The 13114-nt window shown below is 56.7% G+C and carries 8 protein-coding genes; 3 read left to right on the forward strand and 5 right to left on the reverse strand.

All coding sequences use genetic code 11. From position 1 onward, the window contains the following. Window positions 1-84 precede the first annotated feature (84 nt). Window positions 85-2799, forward strand: a complete 2715-nt coding sequence (locus C7120_RS02825) for a 3'-5' exonuclease (protein ID WP_107620259.1) — start codon at window positions 85-87, stop codon at window positions 2797-2799. Window positions 2800-2875: 76 nt separating this feature from the next. Here C7120_RS02825 and C7120_RS02830 read toward each other — a convergent pair whose 3' ends face one another. Beyond that, entirely contained in the window at window positions 2876-4870 is a 1995-nt protein-coding gene (locus C7120_RS02830) for an OPT family oligopeptide transporter (RefSeq protein ID WP_107620260.1), read from the reverse strand. A gap of 183 nt (window positions 4871-5053) precedes the next feature. On the opposite strand from C7120_RS02830, the gene C7120_RS02835 reads away from it, so the two are divergent. Next, the gene (locus C7120_RS02835) at window positions 5054-7180 is read left to right on the forward strand and encodes a M6 family metalloprotease domain-containing protein (protein WP_107620261.1); all 2127 of its coding nucleotides are present in this window, start codon (window positions 5054-5056) and stop codon (window positions 7178-7180) included. A gap of 221 nt (window positions 7181-7401) precedes the next feature. On the opposite strand, the gene clpB is transcribed toward C7120_RS02835, so the two are convergent. The 4 genes from clpB to C7120_RS02855 all read right to left on the reverse strand — a co-directional run bounded on the left by clpB (window position 7402) and on the right by C7120_RS02855 (window position 12195). After that, the gene (gene clpB, locus C7120_RS02840) at window positions 7402-9990 is read right to left on the reverse strand and encodes an ATP-dependent chaperone ClpB (protein WP_107620262.1); all 2589 of its coding nucleotides are present in this window, start codon (window positions 9988-9990) and stop codon (window positions 7402-7404) included. A 190-nt stretch (window positions 9991-10180) separates the two neighbouring features. Further along, window positions 10181-11281 carry a hypothetical protein gene (locus C7120_RS02845; protein ID WP_107620263.1) on the reverse strand — a complete coding sequence of 367 codons (1101 nt, stop codon included), beginning with the start codon at window positions 11279-11281 and terminating at the stop codon, window positions 10181-10183. Then, on the reverse strand, window positions 11265-11648 hold the full coding sequence (locus C7120_RS02850; protein ID WP_107620264.1) for a hypothetical protein: 384 nt from the start codon (window positions 11646-11648) through the stop codon (window positions 11265-11267). The genes C7120_RS02845 and C7120_RS02850 overlap by 17 nt, the downstream gene beginning before the upstream one ends. Then, on the reverse strand, window positions 11635-12195 hold the full coding sequence (locus C7120_RS02855; protein WP_107620265.1) for an RNA polymerase sigma factor: 561 nt from the start codon (window positions 12193-12195) through the stop codon (window positions 11635-11637). Before C7120_RS02855 ends, C7120_RS02850 begins: the two co-directional genes overlap by 14 nt. A 251-nt stretch (window positions 12196-12446) precedes the next feature. On the opposite strand from C7120_RS02855, the gene C7120_RS02860 reads away from it, so the two are divergent. Next, window positions 12447-13091, forward strand: a complete 645-nt coding sequence (locus C7120_RS02860; RefSeq protein ID WP_107620266.1) for a hypothetical protein — start codon at window positions 12447-12449, stop codon at window positions 13089-13091. The last annotated feature ends 23 nt before the right edge of the window (window positions 13092-13114 follow it).

Consider the following 13114-nt stretch of genomic DNA (forward strand, 5'->3'; position numbering starts at 1 on the left):
AGCTCATATACGAGAACAATGAACCATGTGCCATCTTAGTAATGATAGTTTTAGAATATTAAAAACAAAAATAATGGTGGAATCATGAAAAGGTATAGCGAGTGGACTCCCGACGCCAGCCAGCAGCGAGTGATAGACGCCCATGGCGGGTATCATCTCGTGCTCGCACCTCCCGGATGCGGCAAGACCCAGATTCTTACGGAGCGTGTGAAACGGGCTCATGAGCAGGGTGTGGACTACGAAGACATGCTCTGTCTCACCTTTACCAACCGTGCCGCCCGTGGCATGCAGGAACGCATCCACGGACAGATCAGCGACAGCGACATCGCTCAGCTTTACATCGGCAACATTCATCGGTTCTGTTCCAAGTTCCTTTACGACAACGCCCTCATCGAGGCAGGCTCCTCCATCATCGACGACGAGGATGCTTTGAGCATCCTTACCCGTTATCTGGACGAGCAGGAAGACGAGGTGAAGGAGGATTATCGGCGCCGCCGTGGCTATGAGGAGATCATCCAGTTCTCGCATTTCATGTACCAGATAGCGCACGGCCACCCGAAGGAGTTGCGCCTGCATGCCGACTGTCTCTCGGCGGACGATGTGGAGGTCATGCGCCGGATCTGTCAAGTGGAGCGACGACCTTTCGATGCGGCGGCGATGATCGACATCTATGAGCACACCGATTATTACTCTGATGCCGTGAAGACCGAAGCCTACGACTACGCCCTTCAGCAACTCGCTCTGCGCCTGTTGCGCAAGATGCGCTATGCCCATGCCTTCAACGCCTATCAGCGACAAAACCACTTAGTGGACTTCGAAGACTTGCTCTTGCTCACTTATGATGCCTTGCGCAGCGGCGGCGATTATCGGCGCTATCCGTGGATACAGGTAGACGAGGTGCAGGACCTCAACCCCCTGCAGTTGGCCATTATCGATCTGCTCTCCACGCTCACGCCGCAAGCTCCCGATGCAACGGCTGGCGAGGTGCTCTATCTGGGCGACGAGCAGCAAGCCATCTTCTCTTTCATGGGGGCCAAGATGGATACGCTCACGCTGTTGAAGACCCGTTGCAGCGGCCGCATCCATCACCTGGGCGTCAACCATCGTTCGCCCCGCTATCTGCTCGAAGTGTTCAATGAGTATGCCAAGAGCCAGTTGGGCATCGACGAAGAGCTGTTGCCCGAGACAGCCGACGACCGGAAGGGCACGGGGCGCGAACTGAAACTGCTCTATTCCGATACGCTCGAGGGCGAATACGAGGATGTGGCTCGTTTCACGGGCGGTCTCTTCGAAGAGCATCCGCAAGACACAACCGCCATCATCGTCAGTTCCAACAAGGATGCCGATGAGGTGAGTGCGTGTCTTCATCGGTTGCGGCTGCCTCATTTCAAGGTGTCGGGGCAGGATTTGTTCTCCACGCCGGAGGTGAAGATGCTGCTTGCCCACTTGAATGTGCTCACGAGCGAGAATAACTTCATCTGCTGGTCGCGCTTGCTGAAGGGGCTGGGGGTATTTCAGACCAATGCCGCCGCCCGTGAATTCATGCGCAAGCTCTTCAACCGGGCCATGCTTCCGAGCGACTTCCTCCTTTACGACGACTCCACTTATGTGCAGGAGTTCGTGGCGCTCTGTGAGCAGGAAGAGGTGGTTGTCTTTGATACCGAGACCACCGGACTGAATGTCTTCGAGGACGATATCTTGCAGATAGCCGCCGTCAAGGTAAGGGACGGCCGGAAGGTGCCCGGCTCCGAGTTTTCCGTCCATATAGAGACGGAGCGTGAGATACCGCCGATGTTGGGCCGGACAGTAAATCCCATCATCGAGGAGCGTCGCCGCCACACCTTGTTGTCGCACCGTGAAGCCCTCATGCAGTTTATGGCCTATGTGGGGAATGATGTCCTGATAGGCCACAATGTGGAGTTCGACTATCATATTCTCGACTTTAACCTGAGGCGATATGTTCCCCGGAGCGACCTCCGTGTGAGCTGTCCGCGCTACTACGACACGCTGAAACTGCTCCGTATGCTCGTTCCCGATCTGCACAGCTATCGCCTCGACGACTTCAGGAAGCAGCATCTGTTCGGGATAGAAGAGGATGAAGCCCATCTGGCCGATGTGGATGTAGACGACACGCTCAAGGTCTTGCGGCACTGTTATCAGCAGGGCAGGGGGATGATAGTCTCTCAAATGGAGTTTCTCAGTCAACAGAATGTGCAGAATCGGATAGAGGTCTTCCGCAAGGCCTATATGGAAATCTATTTCCACTCCCGCGAGTTGCTCCACGAACGCAGCTTCAAGTCTTCGGAACCCGTGCTCGTGAGCGAGATGCGGAGCGTCTACCAGCATCTGCTGGAGGCCGACAGGATGATACCGATAGAGAAGTTACACTACATCTTCGAGTATCTTTCTCACGACATCCTGTGCCCCGAGGAGGAACCGTCGCTCATCGAACAGTTGCAAAGACACATCATGGAGATCAACACTTTGAAAGAAGCCGACCTCTGTAACTCGTCTACCATCAGAGACAGGATATTCGTTACCACCGTCCATAAGGCCAAGGGACTGGAATTCGACAATGTGATCGTCTTCGACGCGGTCGACGGGCGTTATCCCAATTACTATCATCAGAACAATCAGCGGCTGCTCGAAGAAGACAGGCGGAAGTTCTATGTGGCCATTTCGAGAGCCAGGAAGCGGCTCTTCGTGTCGCAGAGCCTTACGCGGATAGACTATCAAGGGCAGCCTCACCGCAAGCTCCTTACGCCGTTCATGCATTCCATAGCGCGCTTCTTCAGTTGAGTTTGCCGGTAGGCAGGGGGATCAGAAGAAAGGAGCCCCCCCGTGGGAGCCCCCTTTCCGTGAGTTTTATGAGTGGTTAATCTTGAGTGTCTGTCTCCTCTGCCTTGGGTCTTGTGGCGATGATGAAGTAGGTGATGAGCAGCAGGTAGGCCGCCAGAGAGAGCAGTTCCGAGAGGTGGTTTGCCCACCAGGCCTCGTAGTTGAACTCCAGTCCACCAAACTTCAGCAGCGCACTCACCACTCCCATCAAGGCACCGCCCGCAATAAAGCCGCTGGCAATCAGCGTTCCCCTTTCGCCGCGGGCCTTGTTCAGCTTCTCGTCCTTGCTGCGGGTGGTTACGAGCCAGTTGACCGCACCGCCGATAACCAGTGGTATATTCAGCTGGATGGGGATAAACATACCTAGTGCGAAGGCCAGCGCGCTGATCTTGCAGCGGTCGAGAATCAGGGCGATGACGGCGCCTATCGCATAGAGCAGCCACGGCGCGCCTTGCCCGTTCATCAGGGGGGCGATGACGGCAGCCATGGCGTGTGCCTGGGGAGCGGCCAGCGCGTCGCCCTTGAAGCCGTAGGTTTTGTCGAGCAGAATCATCACTCCGGCTACGGTCGCCGCCGCGATGATGGTGCCCAGGAATTTAAAGCTCTCCTGCTTCTTCGGGGTCGTCCCGAGCCAGTATCCTATCTTCAGGTCGGTGATAAAACTGCCGGCCATGCTCAAGGCGGTGCACACCACGGCTCCCATCAGCAGGGCCGCCAGCATGCCGGCCTCACCTTTCAGCCCCACTGCGACCATGACCACTGAAGCCAGAATCAAGGTCATCAGGGTCATGCCCGATACGGGATTACTGCCGACAATGGCGATTGCGTTGGCAGCAACCGTGGTGAAGAGGAATGCGATGACGGCTACGAGCAGGATGGCAACCACCGCGTGCAGCAGGTTGAAGTCCATTACGCCCATGTAGAAGAAGACGAAGATAACGAGAATGGTGAGGATGGAGCCAATGGCGATGATCTTGAACGAGATGTCGCGCTGTGTGCGCATCACCTTTTCCGGTCCTGCGCCCTTGCCTTTCATCTCCCGGGCAGCCAGTCCCACGGCACTCTTGATGATGCCCCAGCTCTTGATGATGCCGATGATGCCGGCCATGGCGATGCCTCCGATGCCTATGCTGCGGGCGTAACTGGAGAAAATCTGTTCAGGACTCATGGCTCCCACCGCGGTCGAGATGGCCGGGTCCCACTGGTTGAGCACGGTGTCGGGGAAGAGCAGGGCCATTCCCGGCACGATGAGCCACCACACGGCGAGCGACCCAAAGGTGATGATGGCCGCGTAGCGAAGCCCGATGATATAGCCCAGCCCCAGCACCGCGGCCCCCGTGTTCACCTTGAACACCAGCTTGGCGTGGTCGGCCAGCTGTTGGCCCCATCCTAACACGCGCGAGGTGAAGTTCTCGTTCCACAGTCCGAAGGTAGCCACGACGAAGTCATAAAGACCTCCGATGAGACCGGCAAACAGCAGTGGCTTGGCCTGGCTGCCACCCTTTTCGCCCGAAACGAGCACCTGCGTGGTGGCGGTAGCCTCGGGAAATGGATATTTTCCGTGCATGTCCTTCACGAAATACTTGCGGAAGGGGATGAGGAAGAGAATGCCCAGCACGCCTCCCAGCGAAGAAGCGATGAATATCTTGAGGAAACTGGCCTCCAGATCGAGCATGTAGATGGCGGGCAGAACGAAGATCGCGCCGGCCACGACGGCACCCGAACAGGCGCCGATGCTCTGTATGATGACATTTTCTCCCAGCGCATTCCTGCGCCTGGCGGCAGAGGAAACGCCGATGGCGATGATGGCAATGGGAATGGCAGCCTCGAAAACCTGGCCCACCTTGAGGCCCAGGTATGCGGCCGCGGCCGAGAAGAGCACCACCATGAGCACACCCCAGGTTACCGACCAGCCGTTCACTTCGGGATAGGTCTTGCCCGCGCCCATCACGGGCTGGTATTCTTCACCGTCCTTCAGTTCGCGAAACGCGTTCTCGGGCAGTCTTACTGCCTCTCTTTCTTTATCTTCCATTGATCTCAAAGTTATGCTATTGGCTGCAAAGATAGAAATTTCCGGATAGACTCCCAAATATATCCTTGCGTTTTTTAGCCTCCTGTTCGCACATTTAACTAAATAAATTTGTCCTGTAGGAAGTAAAAGGTTAACTTTGCGTTTGTATTTTTGAAATTGAGAATGGAAGCTAACTGACTTAAAATGAAAAAGTTTTTCTTACTGCTCTTGCTGCTGTCCGTCGTGCAGGCCATTCACGGCATACCTGCCCGCAGAGGGCTGTGGAGCAATATCACCCTGGCCGACGGAACCGTTGTAAGGGTCGAACTGGTGGGTAACGAGCATTTCCACTATCTGCGTGCGGCCGACGGAAGATGCTTTCGTCAAGACTCCACGGGCGGCTATCGGCAAGTGTCCGACCTCGCGGCCTTGAGCCTGAAGGCCTCCGGGCGGCGGGCTGCCGTGCGCAAGGTGTGCTACGCCTCCACCGACGACGGGCTTGGCCAATTCGGAAAGAGCGGCCTAGGTGCCGTCAATAGCATAGGAAATTACACTTTCCCTGTCATCATGGTGCAGTTTCAAGACCTGTCGTTCAAGCCGACAACGACCGTAGAGAAGATGAGGCGATACTACAATGCAGAGGGCTATTCGGAGGAGAGAGGCTGCGTAGGCTCCGTGAAAGACTATTTCAAGGCACAGAGCCAAGGCGTATTCGTGCCGTCGTTCGACGTCGTGGGAATCGTTACCCTGCCCAACGGATATAAGCATTATGGCGCTAACGACGCACAGGGCAGCGACAAAAACGTAAACGGACTGGTGGCGGATGCCATTGCCGCAGCCAAGACCCAGCTCGGCACAGACTTCTCGCAGTATGATACCGGTGCCGGTGTGCCCCTCGTCTGCATCCTCTATGCCGGTAAGGGAGAGGCCACAGAGGCACAGACCGCGCAAAATGCAGACCTTGTGTGGCCCTGCGAATACGACTGCGAGAAAACCATGAGCGGCACTTATTTCAAGTCTTATTTTGTTGGAAACGAACTGTATACCGGCGGCCGGACCTTGATGGGCATGGGAGTGTTCTGCCATGAGTTCGGCCATGCGCTGGGACTTCCCGACTTCTATGTAACCGACCAAAGCTATTCCGAGGACGATCCGTTTAGCAATTGGTCGATCATGGATTGCGGAGCCTATGTGAACGACACGCGGGCGCCTGTAGGTTATACGGCATACGAAAAGAGTTACTTAGGCTGGCTCGACATCCCCGAGCTGTCGACCGTGGTTTCGGAGCCCGACAGCGTCGTAACGCTGGGCAACCCCAACGAGGCAAACACGGTGTCGGCCGTGAGAATCAAGATCAGCGGCACGGAGACCTGCATCTTGGAAAGCCGATACCCGGGAACATGGTATCCCGAGACTTATTCCGACGACTATGGCACCTATTCCATGGGAAGCGGCCTGATGCTGAGCCGCATCGCCTACAGCCAGGCACGCTGGAACGACAACACCCTGAATAACACGCGGGACAAGAAGCGGGCCTGCATCCTCACGGCCGACAAGGCGAAGCTGAACTATTCGAGCAGCAATACCAATCTGTATGGCAACGGCCTGGACAGCATCGTTTCCCTGCGGACCTACGGCGGGGCATCCCGGGCGGTATCGCTGAGGAAGATTACGAAACGGGCCGACGGCTCCATCACCTTAGTCAGCAAGTCGGCGGCCAATGGAGGAACAGGAACCGACACGGGAAACTACTATTTCCATGAGACCTTCGACAACTGCGCGGGCACCGGTGGGAACGACAATCGGTGGAGCGGGAGCATCGCCAATGGCAGCTTCAGTCCGGACAACGAGGGCTGGACGCATTCCCTGGCCTTCGCCGGCAGCCAGTGCGCGAGGTTCGGCTCGGTAAGTGCTGCCGGGACGGCCACGACGCCCGTCTTCACCATCGACGAGGGTGCGACGACCTTGACCTTCAAGGCCGCGGCATGGAATGCGGCCGGAGACGGTACGAGCCTTACCCTCTCGGCCACGGACAACCTGAAAATCGGCACGCCCGTCTTCACCATGAAGAAGGGTGAATGGACCGAATGCTCCACCACGATATCGGGCAGCGGCGAGGTGCGGATAACCTTCACGACCACCCGGCGCATGTTCCTCGACGAGATTTCCATACCTAAACCGGTGGTGTCGGCCATTCAGGGCGTGAAGCTCACGCCGGCCAGTATGCCCGACAACCGAATCTACAACCTCAACGGGCAGTATCTGGGCACGGAGCTGGATGCCCTGCCCCGTGGCGTCTACATCCGTAACGGGAGGAAAATCATGAGATAGAGCCTGTCCGCAATCATCAAGAGGAGCCTTTACGGCATCCTTCGGGCACATCCGCAGTCGTTACCGATGGAATTACACGCTGCTTGTAATGCGATTACACGCCGTTTGTAACACTGTTACACGCTGTCTGTAACTTGCCTGAAGGGTGCCGTAAAGGCTCCTCTTGACAAAAGGCAAGGCTCCCCTCGCCAGCTTTTCGGGTCGAGGGGAGCGGCTGCTGATTAGTTGCGGAACTGCAGTCCGGCCGCGTTGGCGTCGACGACGATGGGCTTTTCGCGCAACACCTGTTCGGCCAGAAGCTTCCTGGAGAGCTCGTTCAGCACATGGTCTTGGATGGCACGCTTCACTGGTCGGGCGCCGAACTCCGGGTCGTAGCCCACCTGCGCCAGATAGTCGATGGCGGCAGGAGTCCACCGGAGCGTGAAGCCCTGCGACTCGAGCATCTGCCTTACGCGGTTCATCTGGAGCTCCACCACCTTTGCGATCTCCTGCTTGGACAGCGGCAGGAACATGATGGTGTCGTCGATGCGGTTCAGGAACTCCGGCCGGATGGTCTGCTTCAGCATCCCGAAGAGCTGCTGGCTGAGGCTTTGCAGCTCGCTTTTGCCGAGTACGCCGCCCGCCTCTTCCAGCCGTTCGCGGATGAGCTGGCTGCCGAGGTTGGAGGTCATGATGATGATGGTGTTCTTGAAATTCACCACACGGCCCTTGTTGTCGGTAAGTCTGCCGTCGTCGAGCACCTGCAGCAGGATGTTGAAAACATCGGGATGCGCCTTCTCGATCTCGTCGAAGAGCACCACGGAGTAGGGCTTCCGGCGGACGGCCTCCGTCAGCTGGCCGCCCTCATCGTAGCCCACATAGCCCGGAGGGGCGCCGATCAGGCGCGATACGCTGAACTTCTCCTGATACTCGCTCATGTCGATACGGGTCATCATGTTCTCGTCGTTGAAGAGATATTCTGCCAAGGCCTTGGCCAGTTCGGTCTTGCCGACGCCCGTGGTGCCCATGAAGATGAACGACGCGATGGGTCGCTTGGGGTCTTGCAGGCCGGCCCGTGAGCGGCGCACGGCGTCTGCCACGGCCCGAATGGCTTCCTCCTGTCCGACGACGCGCTTGTGGAGTTCTTCCTCCAGATGGAGCAGCTTCTCGCGCTCGCTCTGCATCATGCGGGCAACGGGGATGCCTGTCCAGCGGCTCACCACCTCGGCGATGTCGTCGGCCGTTACCTCCTCGCGCACCATTCCCTCGCCCCCTTGCGTGGCCTTGAGCTGTATCTGGATGTTGTCTATATCGTCCTGAAGGGCCTTGAGCTTGCCATAGCGGATCTCGGCCACGCGCTCATAGTTGCCTTCGCGCTCCGCGCGCTCCGCCTCGAACTTCAGGTTTTCCATCTCCTGCTTGTCTTGCTGGATCTTGTTTACCAAGCCCTTCTCCGACTCCCACTTGGCGCGGAAGTCCTTGTCCTTGTCTTGCAGCTCGGCTATTTCCTTGTCGAGCTGCCGGATTTTGTCGGTGTCGTTCTCACGCTTGATGGCCTCGCGCTCGATCTCGAGCTGCTTGAGCCTGCGTTCCAGCTCGTCGAGCTCCTCGGGAACGGAGTCTCTCTCCATGCGGAGCTTTGCCGCCGCCTCGTCCATCAGGTCGATGGCCTTGTCGGGAAGGAACCGGTCTGAGATGTATCGCTCCGACAGTTTGACGGCCGCGATGCATGCGTCGTCTTGTATGCGCACCTTGTGGTGGTTCTCGTAACGCTCCTTCAGGCCCCGCAGGATGGAGATGGCGTCGGCCTCGGAAGGCTCGTCCACCATCACGGTCTGGAACCTGCGCTCGAGGGCCTTGTCCTTCTCGAAGTACTTCTGATACTCGTTGAGCGTCGTGGCGCCTATCGCCCGCAGCTCTCCGCGTGCCAAGGCCGGCTTGAGGATGTTGGCCGCGTCCATGGCTCCCTCGCCTCCGCCGGCTCCTACGAGCGTGTGAATCTCGTCGATGAATAGGATGATGTTGCCGTCGGCATGGGTAACCTCCTTGATGACCGACTTCAGCCGTTCCTCAAACTCGCCCTTGTACTTGGCGCCCGCAACCAGCGCGCCCATGTCGAGCGAGTAGAGCTGCTTGTTCTTCAGGTTCTCCGGTACATCGCCGCGAACGATTCTCTGGGCGAGTCCTTCTGCAATAGCGGTCTTCCCGGTGCCGGGTTCACCAATCAGGATCGGGTTGTTCTTGGTGCGCCGCGACAATATCTGCAGCACACGGCGAATCTCCTCGTCGCGGCCGATGACGGGGTCGAGCTTGCCCGACTGCGCGTCCTGCACGAGATTCTTGGCATATTTGTCGAGGGCCTGATAGTTCTCGTCGCCCGACGCCGACTGCACTTTCTGTCCCTGACGGAGTTCTGCCACGGCCTTCCTGAGCCCTTCTTTTGTGCACCCCGCGTCTCTCAAGATGCGTGCGGCGGTGCTGTCTACCTCGAGCAGGGCCATCAGCATGGGTTCTACGGACACGAATTCATCGCCCAATTTCTGGGAGATGTCCTGCGTGCGGGTGAGCACCTGGTTCGCCGTATTCGAGAAATAGGGCTGTCCGCCCTGTACTTTAGGCAGGTGGGCGATTTCCCCCTGCACAAGCGTCTCTATCTGCGGGGCGTTGATTCCGAGTTTCTGGAAGATGTAGTTCACTACATCCTTGCCTTTGGCAACGACTCCCTGAAGCAGGTGTATAGGTTCTATGGCCTGGTTCTGGGCCAGTTGCGCGGTGTTGACTGCTTCTTGCACGGCCTCCTGCGCCTTGATGGTGAATTTGTCTAATGTCATTACTTTTTTCTCCTTTCTTTTATTTTATCGGAGCTTGCTGCCGCCTTTTCCCGTAAGCAAAAGGCCGGAAGACTCCGCTTGTCTTATCTGATGATTTACTCGACAATCACCTATCAAAGAGCATTCCGATCTTTGGATTATGACATTTTGTCATTTTCTGTCGACGGAATGGCAGTGATGCGATGTTGTCTCAGCGTGAATGTTTCCATTTCCTACAGACCAGCAGGACGGCTAAGAGCATGATGAGGGCGGTAAGAAGGAATGCCCACAGGTTCTTGACCCTTACATACGGGTCGATGATATACTCTCCGGCGAGGAGGCGGGAGCCGGTGAGGCGGTACTGGAAGAATGCTCCTCCGCTGGCTTTTCCCTCTTCTCCGTCGCTGCCGGGCATGAGAATCTGATAGTCGACGGTGGTATGGACGAGGGCGTCAAATGCCGAGAAGGTCCGTTCCAAGGCGGCAGTCTTGCTGTCGTCGTTCAATATTCTGTCGTAGGCGGTCGACCGGAAAACCTTGTGGAAGATGTCGCCGACGGCCTGCTCGTCCACTTTTTCGATGATGGAGCGGCTGCGCCTGCAGGCCTCCTGAATCAGGATCTGCCTTTTGGCGGTAAACTCCTGTCTGCCTACGGGCGCGTTCTTGATGGAGGAGTAGTTGTCTTCAATGATGCCGCAGAGCCCCTCCACCCAGTTGGCCACGAGCCATTTGCCGTATTTCTCCTTGATGCCGTCCATCAGGTCGTCGGTCTCCATCCCCGACAGACCTTGTCCGAGATTGGGCTCACCGCCGAACCAATAGCCGATTTCGGCCGTTGAGAGATACTTCTCCAGCGGAATCTTGAACGGCAAACTCACCTTCGGATAAGTCTCTTGATAGGTATAATCGGTATAGAACCACTTGAAGGAGCGCCTGAACTCGGCCTTGGGCGTGATGGTTTTGGAGCCTGGCACGAAAAGGGTGTGCCGTGCCATATCTTCCACCTTGTCCCATTCAGAGGAGGCGATGATGACGATGCTGTCCGTCCGGGCATGCCTCACGGGGAACGGGCGCCTGTCTTTTGAACCCTTGTCGGTCCAGTTCAGGGTCCAGTTTTGGTCAAATTGAAAGGCTATCATGTCGAAGTCCGGCCAGCCATTCGCCAACAGGGCCGTGTCGAGTTGTATCTCGATGGTCCGGGTGCAGGAGCCGTCGGGTCTGACGATGGTGCGCATGGTGCTGTCCTGCTTTCCACAGGAGCCGGCCAATATGCTTGTCGCGAGGAGCGCGAGGAGTTTAATTCTCGTTTTCATGGAGCTTTTGTTTTAAGACTGAATAGATGGTTTTGCCACCTATCTTCTTCTGTAGGTAGCTTTTGAATAAGTCCTTTTCCGTCGGCGCGGGCTTCTTTTTGCGAGCCTGTTCCTGATAGGCGAGAATGGCGGGGTCGGTCTTGGGGCAGACCGTGGCCGTCGACTGGAGCCAGGCGAAGCCGAGGATAGCGATTACGGAGGCCGCGACCGACAGTCGGCGCAGTGCCCCGATAAGGGTCTCTTTGCGGTTGGAGGTGCGCACTCTGTGCATGATGAGGTCGGTCATCAGCCCGGGTTCTTCCAGCATCGGGTCGTGTCGCCGCAGGTTTTCGATCAGCTTGTTGAGTGTATTGTCATTCTTTTCCATAGCCTAAGAGCTTTAGTTGTTTCTTGATTTTCTGCCTGGCGACATACAGGTTGCTTTTGATTTTCTCGGCTGTCAGCCCCGTAATCCGCCCGATTTCCTCGTTGTCTAAACCTTCGAGCATGCTCAGCGTGAAGACGATTTGCTGCTTCCTGCCCAGGTGGGAGGATAGCACCCTGACGACGCTCGCCCATTCCCGGTTCTCCAGATGGCGTTCTTCGTCGTTGTCGATGAGTTGCCGGAGCAACCGTTCTTCCTCCGGAAAGGCCACCCGTCGGCGTCTGTGTTTCATCCTGTCGAGGCAGACGCGGGTGGCGATGGCATATATCCAGGTGGCGAATTTGGCTTTCTCGGACGAGTAGTTGCCGATGCTCCTCCATACGCGCAGGAGCGTTTCCTGTACGGCGTCCTTGGCTTCGTCCTCATCGCAGAGCATCTTCAGGCTGACAGAGAATACCATTTCCTGATAGTCGCGGACCAGTGTCCGGAAGGCTTTTGTGTCGCCTTTTCGGCATGCTCCTATGATTTGTGCCAGCTCTACTTGATTCATTCTCGCTTGGTTTCCTCTATTTAATGATACGACGGACGGTCGGGAAAGTCGAAAATCGGGCTCTCATTTCAAGGCGTGAGATACTGCCGCCGGATGTTGCAAAGATAATAAAAAATAGGAGAAGGCGATGCCCCCGCACCCTTAAACATCGGAAACTTTGCCCCATCGCCGCAATTTTTTTTGCTCAAAAGGGTATCTCGTTTCAGAATATTTTGTATTTTTGCGGAAACAATGAGGCTAATTTATAAACAATGAAGCGCAGTTCAGTGGAAGTTTCCAGGGCTTGTGATGTATGGAATGTGATGTTTCTGCTCGTCGGAGCGGTCAGCCTGCTGCTTGACCGGTATATGACCGACATCGTAAACCTTACTCATGGCGGCGCAATGTCGCTCCTCTTGGCAAAGGTCTACTATCTCGGAGTCTTCGGAATCCTCTTCGCCGTTTGTGAGGCGGCGCTTGCTTTTAATCTTGCCCGCCACCTGAGGAAATGCGGGGAGTCTGTCTACTGGCTGCTCTATGTGTGGATTGTCGTGAGGATAGGACTCTTCGCGTTAGGCAACATACCTTCTTTCGACCCCACGCTCAACATCGTCCGCCAAGTGGTGGGCGTGGTCTACACCCTCGTCATGCTGGCCGTCGGCATCGTCTTCTGCGTTCGCTACCGGGGCTGGCTCCGCTGGCTGGGCATCCTGCCGCTTGTCCTTTTCTCCCTGGGTATTGTTTCCGGGCTTGTCAACCTTGTCATCGGGGATACTGCGGAATGGATGATGGCGAAGACGGCGGTGTTTCTCCTCGTGCTCGCAACCCTGTTCGTCCTGCAGCGCACGATGGTGGTGAAGCGGCAGCCTGCCGCGCCTTGCCCTCCGGCTCCCGACACGGCGCATGACTTGAAATAAACGAAAACCTAAACAATAACAGT

This window comes from Prevotella sp. oral taxon 376 (assembly GCF_003043945.1).
In the GTDB taxonomy this organism is placed as follows: domain Bacteria; phylum Bacteroidota; class Bacteroidia; order Bacteroidales; family Bacteroidaceae; genus Prevotella.

Coding starts and splice junctions, on each gene's coding strand:
- C7120_RS02825 (WP_107620259.1), top strand. CDS start 85: ATGAAAAGGTATAGCGAGTGGACTCCCGACGCCAGCCAGCAGCGAGTG.
- C7120_RS02830 (WP_107620260.1), bottom strand. CDS start 4,870: ATGGAAGATAAAGAAAGAGAGGCAGTAAGACTGCCCGAGAACGCGTTT.
- C7120_RS02835 (WP_107620261.1), top strand. CDS start 5,054: ATGAAAAAGTTTTTCTTACTGCTCTTGCTGCTGTCCGTCGTGCAGGCC.
- clpB (WP_107620262.1), bottom strand. CDS start 9,990: ATGACATTAGACAAATTCACCATCAAGGCGCAGGAGGCCGTGCAAGAA.
- C7120_RS02845 (WP_107620263.1), bottom strand. CDS start 11,281: ATGAAAACGAGAATTAAACTCCTCGCGCTCCTCGCGACAAGCATATTG.
- C7120_RS02850 (WP_107620264.1), bottom strand. CDS start 11,648: ATGGAAAAGAATGACAATACACTCAACAAGCTGATCGAAAACCTGCGG.
- C7120_RS02855 (WP_107620265.1), bottom strand. CDS start 12,195: ATGAATCAAGTAGAGCTGGCACAAATCATAGGAGCATGCCGAAAAGGC.
- C7120_RS02860 (WP_107620266.1), top strand. CDS start 12,447: ATGAAGCGCAGTTCAGTGGAAGTTTCCAGGGCTTGTGATGTATGGAAT.